Raw genomic sequence first — 16,041 nt, 5'->3', positions numbered from 1 at the left:
TAATATTATTATTATTATTTATATGAAAGGAATTAAAACGTTCATTAACTAGACACTTAGATGGTGGAGATATGTTCAAACCCACTATGTAATTTACTATCTACTAAAAAATTCATTGTAGAAATGTCCATATCTGCCCAATATTACTATTACTAGGTATTGAACCATACGAGGACCTAGTATCTATCATATAGTAAATGTGTAAAAGGTAAGGGGGTGTTGTCATGAGTGAAGCTGTTGCAGGAGTAGGTTATGGTGGAGGTTTTGCCTTACTAGTTGTTTTGTTTATATTATTAATCATTGTTGGAGCTGCCTATGTTGGTTATTAATAATTATATGAAAGGAGTATTTTTATGGGCTTTGGTGTAAGACCTTATGGTGGTTATGGTTTTGGTGGTGGCCTAGGCTATGGTTATGGTTCCGGATTTGGCGGAGGATACGGTGCAGGCGGTGGCTTTGCACTTATCGTTGTGTTGTTTATCCTTCTAATCATAGTAGGTGCTGCTTGGTTATAGATTCGGCTTAAATATTGGAACGATACAATAGGCTTTCAGGCTTACTGATAGCCTATTTTTGTTCTAAATTAAGGAAAACGCCTAATCCCTAGGACAAATATCCCTACATACAATGACATGGAAAATAACCGAGAAATCTAAAGGAGGAAAAATTTATGCATTATACCCACGATGTATCCCATCACCACTATTCTTACACTAATATAACTCCCCATCATTTATTGAAAACAATACAACATTGTGAGGAAACTTGTGAAGGCATGGTTAGTATGTTAGTTAATAAGGTAGATAGGTCCCACTCCAGGGAAAAACAAATACAATTATTACGTGATTGTGCGGATATTTGTACATTAATGGCTAAATATTTGGCTAGAAATTCACAACTATCTAAATCACTTGCTCAATATTGTGCTTATGTCTGTGAGGTATGTGGGAATACATGTTTACAATTTCCTGATCACGAATCACAACAATGTGGGCAAATATGTTTAAATTGCGCACAAGAATGTAAATCATATTCTGTGTGATTGTGATATTTTATTTTTGATAATTTAGAACTATGGGGCAACCTAAACGGAATAGAAAAAGTGGACGTATTTAGGTAAGTAGTTCGATTGAAAAGTAGAAAAAGTAATTTCACAAGGTAAATAACGGGTAAATCACATGCTATTAACTTCTATATCGCATAGAAAATCGTAGAGGTTTTAACACTAACAGGTTCTGTTTTGGAGTATAAAATATTGATCATTTAAGCAGTCCAATTAACATAAAAATTGGATTGCTTAATTTATTTATTTATTTAATAATATTTTTACACGGAATGATAGCGAATATACACCTTAGTAATCACTTGGTTTAGCAAGTTAACATAAACTCTTGTCAACTGCATATTTTGGTTACTAAAACGCCCTCCATTTTCTGTACTAATTTTCAATACAATATAAAAGCCATTGGATTTTTATGTTAAAATAATATGAATGTGAATAAATGTACTTAAAGCTATAGGGGCAAGATAGTGGAAGAAGTGATGAAAAAATCTAGGTAATGAATATGAAGAAAATAAACTTATGCTTGACCTTTCCACTGAGAAAGGAACAACAACCATTAAAACCGGAAGTGGTTCTCATGGCATCGTTTCAAGCCCGGATAATAAATATGTGTATGTAACCAACATGTTTGAAGATACTGTGAGTGTAATTGATGTGGAACAAGAAAGAGTACTTAAAACTATCAAAGTGCCAAGTGTACCTAATGGAATTAGTATAACAGGATAATAAAATTGGGAAAACTATAATTAATTCTATAGACAGTCTGTCGAGAAGGTTTCGACAGACTGTCTTTCACTTAGACAACGTTTTTCTCCTTCGTGTGACTTTATGAAGCCATTTGTCTACATGCATTTGCACACGCACGGCATATATCCGCACATTCCTTGCAATGTGCATCTTGGAATTTATCACATTCCGTAGCACAGCCTTCACACATTGAAGCACAAAGTTCACAAAAGCTTTTAGCCATATGACTGTTTCGAGCCATTAGAGCCGCAGCCTGTAAACAAATTTCAGCACAGTCATTTAGATGCTGAATACATGTAATTCTTGCTTGAATGTCTGGTTCTTGTAAACATGCTGTATGACATTCCTCACAGGCACGTGCACATTTTAAACATTCCTCAATACAATGATCCATGTTAGTTGGTGAATTGGTTAGTACTCCCATCTATAAACACTCCTTTTTAATAAAATTTGACACCTTTAGCATTCTCTGAGAATTTAAATTTATACCCCAGGCTAGTGTAAGGTTTGCATCACTTCAAAAACATATGGAAAAGTAATAATTTCTTGTCCAATTTTAAATTCAGCCCAGAGTTTATACTTTCCTGCTGTATCAAAATGCGTTTCAAAAATTGTTTTATTATTTGATACTGGATGTACATGAATAAACCTTTCCGCTAGTTCATCAAGAATGACAACGTGACCCAATGCCCCTAAATATGGATCGGGTTTTGCATTTTTTAAATTGAATTTTAATTCAACCTTTTCATTGGTGGCAAAATGCCCATGTTCCAATATAATTTGATATCCTTTTATTTCTTTTTCATTTTCGGACTCAGGCTCTAATCGCATTATTGATTCATTTGCGTGATTTCTACCTATTGAAATAGGTTCTATAACATAATCTTTTCCTTCAACAATAATATCTACAAAACCCTTATAGCTTCCTCTATCACTTAATTTAACTTTTGCTTCAAAATGGTTATCTTTTATTTTTTTTGGATGTAGATGATAGTATTCCTCCAGATCGTTACTAACTATAATCAGATGCATATATTTTTCATGATTTTCAACTAATTCAATTGGATTATTGATATCATCATTATTTTCCAAATGAATTTCTACGATATTATCCCTATATGTTAAGGAAACATTAATTTCATTAAGGACATTTTGGTTTGGTATAGTGCTTTCATGATGCTGATGATGTTGTTCCATATTATCTCACCTCGTATTATTATGTGGAATATTACTAACAAGAAATTAGAATAAGATGTACTTCTTTAAGAAAAAATGTCCCAATTGGAGGGACATTTTTGATAAGTGGGTTATTTAACCTTTTTACTCTTAATGGTGTAACTGGTTTGGTTGGTTAGTGTTAACGTTTTTGTTTTGATAAATTGGCATATGGTTATGATTATTATTCGCTTGTAATGGATTTTGGGCCTCAACTTGCTCTGTTGTAGATGCGTTAGGGTGGCTCATCCATCCATTCTGTTGTGCTAACATACCAATTTGTTCAGCTATCTGTGACTGTTGTAAAGCCATTTCAACATGAATTTTTTTAACCTGTGGGTTTTTCATATTAAGTGCTGAAGTGAAATTATCGTTTGCCATTGCTAATGCTGTAACTTGGGCGTCCGTCGCAATGTCTTTATCCTCTAAACCAATAGAAGCATAATCATTATGGGTATGACTTGGAACCTGTGGAATTGGTGGTAAAGACACCTGGTGCAAATTGTCCGGAGTTAATAACCTATTCATTACATTTACATGATTTTTCATTAATCCGGCCTGTTGTTCCAATAACATAATTAAATGTTGATTTTTAGTACTAGAAGCATATAGCTCCAACTTTTTGATAAGTGCATTATGGACTGACAGGTGATTTGCCATAAGCCCTACATCTATAGTTTTTAACATTTAAAAAGCTCCCTTTTATAGGTATAGTACCTAGTGATTAATATTATTATTGTCAGTCTCATTCGAACTATTCATCCTTTTAAACCCTTATAACGAGATAATCGCCATCCTTCATTTTTACCACATCTGCCTTCATTGCTTTAGCAATGTCCTGTGTGATACGCTTTTGCTGTTCCTCATCGTTAGCTAACAATGAAAGTTGTGACCCACCTAGTATGCGGTCTTTTTGCAATGTCACAATGGCCAGCACTTGATAATTTGGTCTTTGGGATATTTCTCTACCCATTAATCATTCCCTCCCAATAAATTTTGTGTTCATCAATTTACTACTTTTTTTAACGCTTTCAAGTATAGGGGTATTTCTAACAGTATGTATTAGTTTATTGATATCACCAGCAATAGGTATTAAGGTAATAACGATTCTTCCATCATCGTATTCCTTTCTACTGAAGTGGTATCTTTTTGCACCTAATGCCCTTGTTGCCTCAAATAGTATTGCTTGTCTTTGTCCAAAGTTATCAAGTCCAATGCGAAAATGTTCTTCGTGGGGGTTAATCACTACTGCTATTCCTTCATCATTGAACATCTTCGCAGCATTTTCACTCCCTAAAAGATTGGAAACATAAATGCCATCGACAAATAATTCTGATCCTTTTACTTCAATTTCACCTTGTTTGACATCCGCTATATCTCCAACACTTTTTCCTTTCGAAAAGCGATTGATGATATAAAAAGTAAGTCCACCAGTAACAATTGCTGCTAAAATGCTTAACCAAATTTGTTCCAGATTGACAATTTGAATTGTCAGAGATGATACGAGAGCAACTATCAATGCGAAATAATTTCTTGATTCAAATGTTTTTGATATTCCATCAATGTAGGCGTCTCCACGAAATGCGAATTCCGTATTTTCTAAGTCCTTTAAGCTCTCCCTTTCAGATTTTCTTACATCACGAAACTGCTGAATAGCAACAGTTAGAAAAGTTACAGCAACAAAATTTTTAGTCATTAATGCTGGTATTGCAACTGCCCCTAATGATGCGGCGACAAAGCCTGTAACTAAATGTATTAAATATCCATTTGGATAACTAGGGTATTGCCGGTAGTCAGCTTTAATAGTCATTATACGAGCCATAGTACCCATAACAATTCCTGTTACAATCATTACAAGATATTGAGAGGATATCATTTCAGTATCCATAAAGGACCTCCTTGTATAAAGGGATATTGTTTATATCTCTAAATCCGTTGATGTAATCATTAATATTATTAGACATTCAACATTTTTCATTCAAATAAATGGCAGTGTGCAATTGAGTGAATTCTCGTATAACTATAATGGAGCACAAAATGAATTGTACTCCATTAAAGTTGAGATTATAAACAAGCGGCGCCTACAATGATAAGCAGGATAAATAATACAACGATCAAAGCGAAGCCATTAGCTCCATAACCAGTTCCCGCTGTATTATATCCGTAGCCTCCATAACCAAGGCCGCCACCACCATATGGTCCTATACCGAATCCGAATCCCATAATCCACCACACCTTTTAGTAATCTATATCATTAATATCCATATCCCACGTAGGACGCACCAATAATAATTAAAAGGATAAACAACACAATAAGCAAAGCGAATCCTCCGCCATATCCTACACCTACACCTGCAGCAACATCACTCATTAAAAAATACACCTCCCTAATCATATACATTTACTATATGTAAGCTCACTATTTCTGGTATGGATATTATCCCAGAAATAATTAATTAAATAATGATTTGATTTTATTCTTCATTAACTTTTTTGCTGAGAATGTTCCAAATTACTTAAATTAAATCCACTTATGCCCTGGTATATCTGTCATTTAAGAAGATAGATCACTATGCATACAATGTTATGTGGCTATAGTTACTTGGGAGGTGAAATATTTGTCAATTACTCATCATTATGAAATGTGTTGTCGATATAAAGGAAGGGCTGTTAGAATAAGGTGTCGTGACGGTAGTGTTCACACTGGGATAATTCGAAATGTTACTAGGAATAGGGTTTATTTGCAACCACTTGGTCCTAATAGGAACCTTGGAGGTTTTGGTTATGGTTATTATGGCTATGGTGGTTTTGGCTATGGAATTGCGTTGGGTGCGATTGCCACACTAGCCTTAATTCCTTTCCTATTTTGGTAAGAAGAAGAACAAATGGCTTATGCATTAAAGCCATTTGTTCTTTTATACAACTATTAATGTTGTTCGTCATTATCTAAAAGGAACTGTGTAAAGGTATTTGACTCCATACTTAATAATTCTTTACTGGTTACTTTGAGTGCTTTTAAGTATTTGTTTACTAGGTAATAGCCCATACAGTATCCACTCATTTTAGGATAATCATCTATTCCATAAATGATCATTTGATGTATGAAGTCAAATTTCGAAACATTTCTGTTAGGGTAAATTAAGTCCTGCCATATGTGACTAAGTTCATTTTCAGTGTAATAGGAGGTCCATTTTGCTACATATTCTTTACCTACTCTTTCTAAAACTGCATTTTCTGCTAGTCCCTCCAATATAATCGTATCAAGTAATACGTAGTCTTTCTCATCCTTTTCCCATTTAGTTAATCGGCACACATGGTTATATTCATGCGTAATAAGTGCTTTTAACTCTTTTTCTGTATTTTCTTTGGATATAAATAGAAAAAGTTTATCTTTAAATGCTAGACCAGACTTTCCTTGGGATAACTTTTTTAACCTTGTATTATGTGAATCTGAAGGAAAAATAAAAATAGGAATATCTGGCCCTTCCCATTCTTTTTGGAGTGATAGAAACTCCTCATTAATTGTATTCCATACCTTATTTTCTTGTAATGTTCTTAATTGTTCAATTCCCTGTGGTATAGGTTGATACATTCCATGCATGACTAAATACTCATAAATTTCCTCTGCAGAAGCATTATGAAAATATTGTTTCATATTTTCACATATTTTAATAGGTTGATAGTAGTCAGTTTGTAGCCACTGATCTGTTGTAATTATACTCACCTTATAGACTCCTAACTAATTTTTATTCTTTATAGTATGTATGGACTAAATAAACGTTTCAGAATTCGGTATAGAATCTAAATCATATATAGACGTATACCTTTCCATGAATTTTTTATCGGAATACTTTAAAATAAACAGTAATGGAGGTGTTCCGGATATGTTTCCAGAAAGACCAAGAGGACCAATGCCAATTTTGCCACCTAGACCACAGCAAATAAAAAGAAAACAGATTCCCAATAAATCCGGTTTGTTGTCTAGTTTTCAGAATGATGAAGGGGATATAGATATTGATAAGGTTATGGTAACCGGAAAGAAGATAATGGATGTTTATAATCAAGTAAGTCCATTTTTTTCAAAGTTTATTAAAAGATAGCAACTAAATTGCAAAAAAGGGGATTTACTATGAAACCAACATATTTGAATTGTTTGTCTTTGCTAGGAGTTGGTGGAGCACATCCTGGGGGACTTAAACTTACAAAGGATATTCTATTAAAGGAAGATATAGATAAAACTATAAAAGTACTTGATATTGGATGCGGTACGGGACAGACATCGGCTTATATAGCCAACCAATATGAATGTGATGTTACAGCGTTTGATTCAAATTATGTGATGTTAGAAAAATCAAGGGAAAGATTTTCAGAGCTTTCCTTATCTATTGATATTGTCTATGGGTATGTAGAAAATCTTCCGTTCGAGAATCTATCATTTGATTTAATTCTTTCAGAGTCTGTACTAGCTTTTACCAATACTTCTAAATCCATATCTGAAGTTAAACGAGTCCTCAAATCATGCGGTGTATTATTGGCAATCGAAATGGTATGCGAGCGAGAATTATCAAATGAAGCACGGACAGAAATCCAAGATTTTTATGAAGTATCTCATCTTTTAAGTGAAAATGATTGGATAACTATCTTTCGAGCAAATGGGTTTGGACAGGTAAATGTTGAAAAAGTTAAATTAAAAAATGAACTGAATGATTTGGATAATACTGCAGAATTTTCGCTATCTGAAAATATTCCTGATGATTGTTTTTATATTCTAAAGAAACATGAATATTTTACTGATTTATATCGAGATAGCTTAGGATTTCGGATATTCCGATGTAATATTTAACAATTATAAATTGCTTGGGGGGATGTCATTTGACGATACGAAAAGCAACATACAATGATATAAAAGTAATTCTTAGCCATTCAATGGAAGTATTAAGAGAATCAACTAACGAACGAATAACTCCCACCCAGAGAAATGCGGATAAAATGGTATCTCCATTTATGGCAGACGGGGGTAGCTATCTCATTTACATTGAAAATGACGAAATTAAAGGGTGGATTGGAATAGGTAGTATTTTTGATTACTATTTGGAAAAAGTAATAGGTTATATTTCTGAACTTTATGTAATGCCAATCTATCGTGGACATGGAATAGCTGAAAAACTATGTAAGGAAGCATTAACAAAATTAAGAGAAGAGGGCTATACAAATGTTCAATTAAATGTTTTTTCAGGAAATCAGGCCAAGAAACTTTATAAGAAACTTGGTTTTCAAGAAGTTTCCACACTGTTGGAGATTGATTTGAATCGAAACTCTTAATTGTTTGTTAATAATAGAAATCATGCAACTTGTTACTATTTTAATTGAACACTAAATATTGTAGTTCCGCCCCTTTACCGAATCTTATTTCCAGTTCTTTCCCTTGCGCCTTTTGGAGTAACTCATTTGCTACTTTTCCGGCATCATATTTTCCATAATGTCGAACTAACCTGAAATTGGATTATACCTTTGCTTGACTATTTCCGTATTTTTTTGTCCATTTTAAATCCCTTTCTTGGTCTTCTAGTATACCAAATGGGATTAGAGATAAAAGTTGTTGTTGTTGAGAGAAAAAGAAAGGAGTGACTAGTTTTAGTCACTCCTTTCTCATAAAAATGATTACTTTAATCCTTTTTATTTTTTAATGCTAATTTGGTGGCATAATATACAACGATACCGATAGCTAGTAGGTTAAGTATCCATCCCAGTAATCCGTAGCCCATCATGCCCATCATCCCCATCATATGGAATCACCTCGCTAAACTATAAATTATTCATCATACCTCGGAATTCCTTACTGTTTTGCATCAAGCCATCTTCACCATGACAAGCATTAAACATTTCCTCTTGTTGTTCTGGTGAAAAGTTAGGATGCATCTGTTCGATATAAGGTTTCATTTCTTCAAAGTTGTAGAAATCATCACCATTTGATTCTGCTGCAACAAAGGATGCACCCCCTAATAGCACTGCTCCAGTTAACACTCCTATTACTAATTTTTTCATTTATAACATCTCCTTTCATATCTGAATCATACCTTTCAGAAATGGAGATTTTATGAAGAACTTATGTGGAAGTTGTGAAGATTATTTTTTTTATTCAATAAGGTGGTACTATAAATAGAAAGAGGTGATTTAACATGACCAAAGTCCTTATCGTTGACGATGAAAAAATAATTCTTGAAGTGTTGGAAGCATACTTTGAAAAAGAGGGATGGGAAATCATTTTAGCCTCAAATGGTATAGAAGCCTTAAGAAAAATAAAAGGGAATAACCCAGACATTATTATTTTAGACCTTATGTTGCCGGATATATCAGGTGAAGAGGTCTGTAGATTAACGAGAAAAGAAAGTGATGTTCCTATTATTATGTTAACAGCAAAATCAGCAGAAGACGATTTGATTAACGGAATTGTTATTGGTGCGGATGACTACGTAATGAAACCGTTTAGTCCAAGAGAAGTCGTAATAAGATCAAAGGCAATTTTACGAAGGGTAAATAAAGTCGATAAAGGAAACAAAATATCGTTTAATAATGGAAAGCTAAAAATAGACCTTGTTAAAAAGGAGATAGAATTAAGTGGTAAGTTAATATCACTTACTCCCATTGAATATAAACTGTTGGTTGCCATGGCAAGTTATCCTGGAAGAGTTTATAGTCGATTGGATTTATTGGAAAAGATTCAGGAGGATGGTGCTTATTTTGAAGGGTATGAGCGAAGTATAGATACACATGTAAAAAACCTCCGGAAAAAGATAGAAGCTGATTCTCGTCATCCAAGATATATTTTGACTGTATTTGGGATGGGGTATAAGTTTGGAGGAACGCTTAATGAATCTGACACTACGTTCTAAAATCTTAATTTACCTTTTAATTGTGTCACTCTCTGGCATTTTTCTTACAAGCTTTTCCGTATTGTGGGGATTTGAAGATCACTTTAATGAATATTTACAAAATAGTAGAGAGGAAAGTAGTTCGTTAATTGAGAAAGAGGCAATTAAATCCTATGAGGAATCAGGGGAACTTATTGATAATCAGATAAGTAATTTAATACATCAACAAGCTATGACAGAAGAACTATTTTATAAAATTTATGATGTAGATGGACAATTAGTAGCTGATACAACAATGATGCTCGGGATGATGGAGAGCATGGGAATGAATTCGGATGTTGAAAAAGATACCGAATTCGAAACGATTTCTTATAACCTAACATTTGATAATAATTATATTGGAAGTATGGAAGTATACTTTCCAAAGGAATTGGTAGGCGAGGATATTGCTTTTTTAGAAACAATAAAATCGAATATTTATCTTGCTATTGTTGTTACTGTGGTATTAGCTCTATTGTTTAGTCTGTTATTTTCTAAACACCTGACAAGTGGATTTCAAAAATTATCAAAAGCGATTCAGGAATTACAAGAACATAATTGGAGAACACGTGTAGCAGTAAATGAATTAACAGATGAAATGCGACCAGTTGGTGAATCATTTAACCAACTTGCTGAATCATTGTCAAAAGAAGAAATACATCGGAAACAGTTTACTGCAGATTTTGCTCATGAGATACGAACCCCGCTTGCCACGTTAAGAAGTCAGATGGAAGCGTACCTTGATGGGGTATTTGAACCAACTACAAAAAGGTTGCTGCAAAGCCACGATGAGTTGATGCGGTTAGTTCGTCTTGTGAATGAACTGGAAGGATTACTTGCCGCTGAAAACCCACAAATAAAGTTGAACAAAACAAATATTGAAGTAGGAAAATTACTTTGCTTAATGGAAGAACAATTTACACGGGTATTTCAGGAAAAAGGAGTTCAATTAAACATTCAAAAGCCTACAAAGGAATATTGGTTTAATGCAGATCGTGACCGTGTTGTACAAGTTTTAACGAATATAATAAACAATGCACTTCAATATACCCCTGTAGGGAAAAAAGTATTTGTTAAGATGGTGGATTCTAATGATTATCTAGGATTATTTGTTAAAGATGAGGGTATTGGAATTGCGAGGGAGGATCTCCCTTATCTATTTGAAAGGTTCTATCGTGGTGATAAATCCAGGGACAGAAAAACAGGTGGAATAGGTATTGGATTGTCCATTGTGAAGGCTTTGGTAGATGCACATCAGGGGAAAATTAAAATTGAAAGTAAATTAAATGCTGGAACGGAGGTTACGGTTTTCTTCCCTAAATATTAGAAATGATAGGATAGATTAGACATTATCTGAAATAATTTTGAAATTACATTTGGAACCATCTTATTTACAACCAGGAGGTAAAGGAATTGAAAAAATATCTAAATATCATTGTAGCAGGATTAGTGATTGTTTTGGTAGGATATTTCCTCTTTTTCGTACAAGGTCCGGGTATGTTTAGGACATCCCCTAATTTGCCGATGAATCCAATGAATGAGTCGGGTAACAATACCTATAATCAATCGAATAAAGTAAATGAGTCATCTTTACCAATCCCACCAATGTTAGAGGATATAAATCCAGATCCAAATAAAGCAGAATTTCAAATAACTGCTCAAAACGCAACCAAGGAATTTGTTCCAGGAGTAAAAACGGAGACAATGGGGTACAATGGTGATTATTTAGGCCCAGTTCTTCGGGTTCGAAATGGAGAAGAAGTGTCGGTTAAGGTTAAGAATAATCTTGAAGATGAAATTACTACAATTCATTGGCATGGTCTTGAAGTGGATGGAGAGGACGATGGAGGACCACATTCGGGGATTCAACCCGGAAAATCATGGACCCCAGAATTTACGATAGAACAGTCTGCAGCTACTCTATGGTACCATCCACATCCAGAACAAAATACTGGAAGACAGGTATATAAAGGACTTGCAGGATTATTTTTCATAGAGGATGAGGTTTCCGATCACTTGGAAGTTCCAAAAGACTACGGAGTCAATGATGTTCCACTTATTATTCAAGATAAGAGATTTAATGAGGATGGTAGTTTTCAATATGATTTAGGAATGCATGATGTAATGCAAGGACTACAAGGTGATACATTACTTGTAAACGGAGCGATTGACCCATATTTGGAAGTTCCTAAAGGCATGATGAGGCTTCGTATATTAAATGGTTCCAATGCAAGTGTCTATGAATTAGGATTTGATAATAACCAAATATTTTATCAAATTGCCAGTGATGGTGGGTTTCTTGAAAAGCCAATAGAGATGGATGAACTCAAACTTGGCTCCGCAGAAAGGGCAGAAATTCTAGTTGATTTTTCCGATTACAATAATGGGGATATCGTCCAGATGTCTAATCAAGGATTAGAGTTTATGAAATTTATTGTTAATGGTGAAAGTGAAAATCAGTTCAAGATACCAGATCAATTAGCTTCAATTGAAAAGATTGATCTTGAGGATGCAGTTAGGACGAGAGAGTTTGTTTTTCAAGGAATGGGACCTGGAGTAAATATCAATGGTAAGCAAATGGATATAAATCGAATAGACGAACTAGTAAATTTACATGAAACAGAGATTTGGGAAATTTCCAATGAGAGCGGTATGGGAATGATGGGAGGTATCGCCCATCCATTTCATGCACATGGTGTTCAATTTCAGATTATAGATCGTGATGGAAACCCACCACCACCAAATGAAACTGGCTGGAAAGACACTTTTCTTGTATATCCAGGGGAAAAAGTCCGAGCGATTGCTACATTTAATCATTCTGGTGTGTTTATGTATCATTGTCATATCCTTGAACATGAGGATGCAGGCATGATGGGACAATTCAAAGTGGATTAGGCTAACTGGAAAAAAGTCTAGGTTTAGAAGGCAAAAATATCCGTATTAACTACAGCAGAAACGGGTAATATTCGCGTAAATTTCGTTTCATTGTTGTTTATTAAATTATAAAGTCTTGTGATTGTTTGATAATTTTGTATGTATAAAAACGAAAGGGAGAAGTTCTACTTCGGTATCCATACTGTAATGGCACTATGATTGAAGCGAAAGAAGACCCGAGTCAATAGTTCTCACTTGGGTCGTGATATAGGTATTTTGGCGATTTTGTTCTTTTAATCATAAAGTACCAATTGTTAATATTAGTTTGGTTCTATTTCAATTACGTTACATTTTGCAAGACTAATGGTAGAAGAGGGGATTAACTAATTAATTTAATTTTATTAAACCTGATTATAAAATTGGTAGGCAAGTTCTTGTTTTTTATTACTTATACCAAGCGTTAATTCCCATCCCATTCTTTTGATAAACTCAGAATACTTCTTTTGAATCTCTAATTGTTGTAAGGCCATTTCAACGTGTGCATTTCTAACATTATTGTCTTTCATCATTAAGGCAGCAGTATAATTTTCACCCGATATCATTTTAGTAGAAGCTTTTGCTTCTAAAGCAATCCATTTGTCATTGTAACCTACATGTTCATCTATTGCCGTTTGATAGTTATTTAGACTAGCATTTCTTAAATCAGGTACCTCAACATAATCGTCATTCTGTGGATTAATTAACGACAGCATAACCTCAACATGTGCACGCATTACTTTGATTTGGAGATCAATTGTATCTTTTAATTCTTCACTTCTTACTTTCATACGGTATATTTCTAATTTTTTTATCATTCCTTCATGGGTGGATAAATGTTCTATCATTAAGCCTATGTCAATAGCCGGCAAACCTTTCATGTTATCACCTTCCATTATAATAAATTCACTATAATGTATGGAATTTAATGAAATGTGTTAACGCCTATTAAATTTGGGCAATATTAAGTAATTACAAGAGACTGTTGACTACATGTAACTTAAGTGATAGGTATTAAATTAACTTCACAAAGATGCATAAAATACTGTATACTATACAGGGGTATACTATGATAAATTAGGAATCGAAAAGGGGATTGACATATAATGTTTGTAAAAAAAGGGTATATACAGTTAGCAGTTAATGGTGGGATTGGATTTGGAGCAAAACTTAATCCGAGACAGTTAGTTGTATTAGGTGAGTATTTAGTGGAAGATTCCGAGATTGAGTTGACTACTTTACAACAGCTGATTGTTCAAATTCCTGAAGAAGAGGTAGAGAGTGTAAAAAGAAAATTTGAGGAAGTTGGATTAGCCTGTTATAAGGTAGGAAACTATGTAAAAAGTTTACGCACTTGTAACTTTTGTAAAGGGGAAGAAGCAGAGGGGATGCCTGTTGCAAAAGAATTAAATCGTCGAATAGCTGGTCAGGAAGTACCCTTTACATTGAAGCCTGCATATACTGGTTGTCCAATCGGTTGTGGAGAACCCTTGATAAATGATATAGGTGTAATGAAGGATCAAGATACGTATGAGCTATATATTGGAGGATATTCAAAAGGAAGAGATATAAAATCGGGAAAATTGATTAAGGCGAATCTAGAACCAGACGAATTATATGATCTTGCTGATAAAATTCTAGTTATCTATCGAGAAAACGGAAAAAAGAGAGAAAAGTTTTATAGATTTGTTGATCGATTTGGGATTGAACAAATTAAGGAAGAACTTAATTTAGTTTAAAAGAATAGATGAACGTGGAGAAAATAGAAAAAGTAATCTATATACAATTATATAAATGAACCGGGAAAAGTCGTGTATTCTTACTAAGTGTGCACGACTTTTTTAGTGGATTTCTGAAGACAAAATATTATTTTTGCAAACTTTCTTGATAAAGATTCGTTATATTGATTGGTAAGCGGTAATCAAACCCATATTGTATATCATCAGGCGATGCATCAATTTCTTTATTAATTAGAGTTGTTTAAAAATGTTATTTTTGTTTATTTCATTAATTGATGGTTTCAGGGGTGGAGACGATGAATCGAAAAAAAGTAGTAAAAAAGTTGATATTAAGGAACTCAACTATCATTTTTTTACTATCTTCTCTAATTATTTTAATAAGCATACATAGTAATAAACTTTACGATACAATTTATGAATTTCTTGATAAAGATCAAGGTAAATTAAAGATTTTTAGCGTTGATGCAAAAAATGGATTCCCGATTAAAAACAGTGAATTTAGAATAATAGATTTGGAGACAGATAATATTGTCGAAGTATTATATACAGACTCTAGTGGTATGGCGATATCCAATTTACTTTATTTTGATAAAACATATAAAATAACCCAAACTAATGTAATGGAGCCCTATGTATTAAATAAGGAACAATATGTAGTGGAATTTAGTGAGAAAAATGATCGGGTTACAATTAATAATGATGTCCCAAGCTATATTAAAGATTATGAACGAACAGAAGATAAAGAAATAATCATTACTAATCTTCAATTGTCTTTAGATACGATATTGCAGTATCCAGAATTACCTAATGGGTGTGAAGTTACAGCTTTAGCTTCTGTACTTGATTATTATGGCTATAAGACAACTAAAATGGAGCTTGCAGAAAAATATTTACCTAAAGTCCCTTTTTCACAAATTAATAATAAATTGTTTGGAGTAAATCCATATGATGCTTATGCTGGTGATCCAAGAAGTAAAAGTGGATTCTTTAGTTATGCACCTCCGATTGTTCGAACTGCAAATGAATTCATCAAGAGTAGCGATGGAAAAAACAATTCAAAAGATATTAGTGGAAGCACACGCGATGAGATTTTGAAGTATCTTAAAGAAGGCACGCCAGTAATAGTATGGACGACAAGAGACTTATCGGAACCAAATAAAAATTTTTCTTGGTATATAAAAGGAACCAATGAAATACTTCAAGTGCCTACTAATTCACACACAGTTGTTCTAACTGGATTCAGTGAGGAGATTGTCTATGCAATGGATCCATTAAGAGGACAAGTAGTATATGATTCAGATCAATTTTTTGAAATTTATGGGAAGGCAGGTAGCCATGCAATGGTAATACTTTAATAAACTCTAAAATTCACTTATCTACAAAATGCCTACATATTAATTTAACTTTGATCAAAACCATAAAAAATATTACCCTTTTCATTTGACAACTATACGAT

Annotated in this window: 20 protein-coding genes and 2 pseudogenes; 12 read left to right on the top strand and 10 right to left on the bottom strand. The window is 33.6% G+C overall.

What is annotated here, in order from left to right; all coding sequences use genetic code 11:
* The first annotated feature begins 224 nt into the window (after positions 1–224).
* From TE34_RS20615 to TE34_RS06800, 3 genes and pseudogenes are all read left to right on the top strand, one after another.
* Positions 225–329: a YjcZ family sporulation protein gene (locus TE34_RS20615; RefSeq protein ID WP_083443579.1), complete on the top strand. Its 105-nt coding sequence runs from the start codon at positions 225–227 to the stop codon at positions 327–329.
* A gap of 102 nt (positions 330–431) precedes the next feature.
* Positions 432–515, top strand: a pseudogene (locus TE34_RS21715) (YjcZ family sporulation protein); the annotation flags it as partial.
* A 1,067-nt stretch (positions 516–1,582) separates the two neighbouring features.
* The gene (locus TE34_RS06800; RefSeq protein WP_047982418.1) at positions 1,583–1,789 is read left to right on the top strand and encodes a YncE family protein; all 207 of its coding nucleotides are present in this window, start codon (positions 1,583–1,585) and stop codon (positions 1,787–1,789) included.
* Between the two features lie 100 nt (positions 1,790–1,889).
* Here the strand turns inward: TE34_RS06800 and TE34_RS06795 are convergent, their stop codons facing one another.
* The 7 genes and pseudogenes from TE34_RS06795 to TE34_RS20610 all read right to left on the bottom strand — a co-directional run bounded on the left by TE34_RS06795 (position 1,890) and on the right by TE34_RS20610 (position 5,396).
* On the bottom strand, positions 1,890–2,234 hold the full coding sequence (locus TE34_RS06795) for a four-helix bundle copper-binding protein (protein ID WP_047982417.1): 345 nt from the start codon (positions 2,232–2,234) through the stop codon (positions 1,890–1,892).
* 71 nt (positions 2,235–2,305) lie between these two features.
* Positions 2,306–3,007, bottom strand: coding sequence for a hypothetical protein (locus TE34_RS06790; protein WP_047984078.1), 702 nt, complete (start codon positions 3,005–3,007; stop codon positions 2,306–2,308).
* Positions 3,008–3,136: 129 nt separating this feature from the next.
* Positions 3,137–3,685, bottom strand: coding sequence for a spore coat protein (locus TE34_RS06785; protein WP_162200016.1), 549 nt, complete (start codon positions 3,683–3,685; stop codon positions 3,137–3,139).
* A gap of 106 nt (positions 3,686–3,791) precedes the next feature.
* Positions 3,792–3,998, bottom strand: a complete 207-nt coding sequence (locus TE34_RS06780; protein ID WP_047984077.1) for a capping complex subunit for YIEGIA — start codon at positions 3,996–3,998, stop codon at positions 3,792–3,794.
* A gap of 3 nt (positions 3,999–4,001) precedes the next feature.
* Complete coding sequence (locus TE34_RS06775; protein ID WP_047984076.1) at positions 4,002–4,913, bottom strand: YIEGIA family protein; 912 nt, start codon at positions 4,911–4,913, stop codon at positions 4,002–4,004.
* A gap of 176 nt (positions 4,914–5,089) precedes the next feature.
* Positions 5,090–5,167: pseudogene (locus TE34_RS21420) on the bottom strand (YjcZ family sporulation protein); the annotation flags it as partial.
* 112 nt (positions 5,168–5,279) lie between these two features.
* Positions 5,280–5,396 (bottom strand): YjcZ family sporulation protein, encoded by a 117-nt coding sequence (locus TE34_RS20610; RefSeq protein ID WP_084710649.1) that lies wholly within the window; start codon positions 5,394–5,396, stop codon positions 5,280–5,282.
* Positions 5,397–5,643: 247 nt separating this feature from the next.
* On the opposite strand from TE34_RS20610, the gene TE34_RS06770 reads away from it, so the two are divergent.
* Entirely contained in the window at positions 5,644–5,898 is a 255-nt protein-coding gene (locus TE34_RS06770; protein ID WP_047984075.1) for a hypothetical protein, read from the top strand.
* A 53-nt stretch (positions 5,899–5,951) separates the two neighbouring features.
* Here TE34_RS06770 and TE34_RS06765 read toward each other — a convergent pair whose 3' ends face one another.
* Positions 5,952–6,749, bottom strand: coding sequence for a DUF2268 domain-containing protein (locus TE34_RS06765; RefSeq protein ID WP_047984074.1), 798 nt, complete (start codon positions 6,747–6,749; stop codon positions 5,952–5,954).
* A gap of 160 nt (positions 6,750–6,909) precedes the next feature.
* On the opposite strand from TE34_RS06765, the gene TE34_RS06760 reads away from it, so the two are divergent.
* The 3 genes from TE34_RS06760 to TE34_RS06750 are packed head-to-tail and all read left to right on the top strand — an operon-like array spanning position 6,910 to position 8,347.
* Positions 6,910–7,125 (top strand): YppG family protein, encoded by a 216-nt coding sequence (locus TE34_RS06760; RefSeq protein WP_047984073.1) that lies wholly within the window; start codon positions 6,910–6,912, stop codon positions 7,123–7,125.
* A gap of 29 nt (positions 7,126–7,154) precedes the next feature.
* Entirely contained in the window at positions 7,155–7,868 is a 714-nt protein-coding gene (locus tag TE34_RS06755) for a class I SAM-dependent methyltransferase (RefSeq protein ID WP_047984072.1), read from the top strand.
* 29 nt (positions 7,869–7,897) lie between these two features.
* The gene (locus TE34_RS06750) at positions 7,898–8,347 is read left to right on the top strand and encodes a GNAT family N-acetyltransferase (protein ID WP_047984071.1); all 450 of its coding nucleotides are present in this window, start codon (positions 7,898–7,900) and stop codon (positions 8,345–8,347) included.
* Positions 8,348–8,830: 483 nt separating this feature from the next.
* Here the strand turns inward: TE34_RS06750 and TE34_RS06745 are convergent, their stop codons facing one another.
* A complete protein-coding gene (locus TE34_RS06745) occupies positions 8,831–9,070 on the bottom strand; it encodes a hypothetical protein (protein ID WP_047984070.1) in 240 nt (79 codons plus the stop codon).
* Positions 9,071–9,204: 134 nt separating this feature from the next.
* Between TE34_RS06745 and TE34_RS06740 the strand changes: the two genes are divergently transcribed.
* The 3 genes from TE34_RS06740 to TE34_RS06730 all read left to right on the top strand — a co-directional run bounded on the left by TE34_RS06740 (position 9,205) and on the right by TE34_RS06730 (position 12,831).
* A complete protein-coding gene (locus TE34_RS06740; protein ID WP_047984069.1) occupies positions 9,205–9,918 on the top strand; it encodes a response regulator transcription factor in 714 nt (237 codons plus the stop codon).
* A complete protein-coding gene (locus TE34_RS06735) occupies positions 9,896–11,263 on the top strand; it encodes a sensor histidine kinase (RefSeq protein WP_047984068.1) in 1,368 nt (455 codons plus the stop codon). Before TE34_RS06740 ends, TE34_RS06735 begins: the two co-directional genes overlap by 23 nt.
* Before the next feature lie 86 nt (positions 11,264–11,349).
* Positions 11,350–12,831, top strand: a complete 1,482-nt coding sequence (locus tag TE34_RS06730; protein ID WP_047984067.1) for a multicopper oxidase family protein — start codon at positions 11,350–11,352, stop codon at positions 12,829–12,831.
* A 380-nt stretch (positions 12,832–13,211) separates the two neighbouring features.
* Here the strand turns inward: TE34_RS06730 and TE34_RS06725 are convergent, their stop codons facing one another.
* The gene (locus tag TE34_RS06725) at positions 13,212–13,727 is read right to left on the bottom strand and encodes a spore coat protein (protein WP_047984066.1); all 516 of its coding nucleotides are present in this window, start codon (positions 13,725–13,727) and stop codon (positions 13,212–13,214) included.
* Positions 13,728–13,952: 225 nt separating this feature from the next.
* Between TE34_RS06725 and TE34_RS06720 the strand changes: the two genes are divergently transcribed.
* A complete protein-coding gene (locus tag TE34_RS06720; protein WP_047982415.1) occupies positions 13,953–14,585 on the top strand; it encodes a nitrite/sulfite reductase domain-containing protein in 633 nt (210 codons plus the stop codon).
* A gap of 296 nt (positions 14,586–14,881) precedes the next feature.
* Entirely contained in the window at positions 14,882–15,940 is a 1,059-nt protein-coding gene (locus TE34_RS06715) for a C39 family peptidase (RefSeq protein ID WP_047984065.1), read from the top strand.
* Positions 15,941–16,041: the final 101 nt, after the last annotated feature.

Source organism: Ornithinibacillus californiensis, assembly GCF_001038485.1.
Classification (GTDB): domain Bacteria; phylum Bacillota; class Bacilli; order Bacillales; family Amphibacillaceae; genus Ornithinibacillus; species Ornithinibacillus californiensis.
This window is presented reverse-complemented; position numbering and strand designations above follow the sequence as displayed.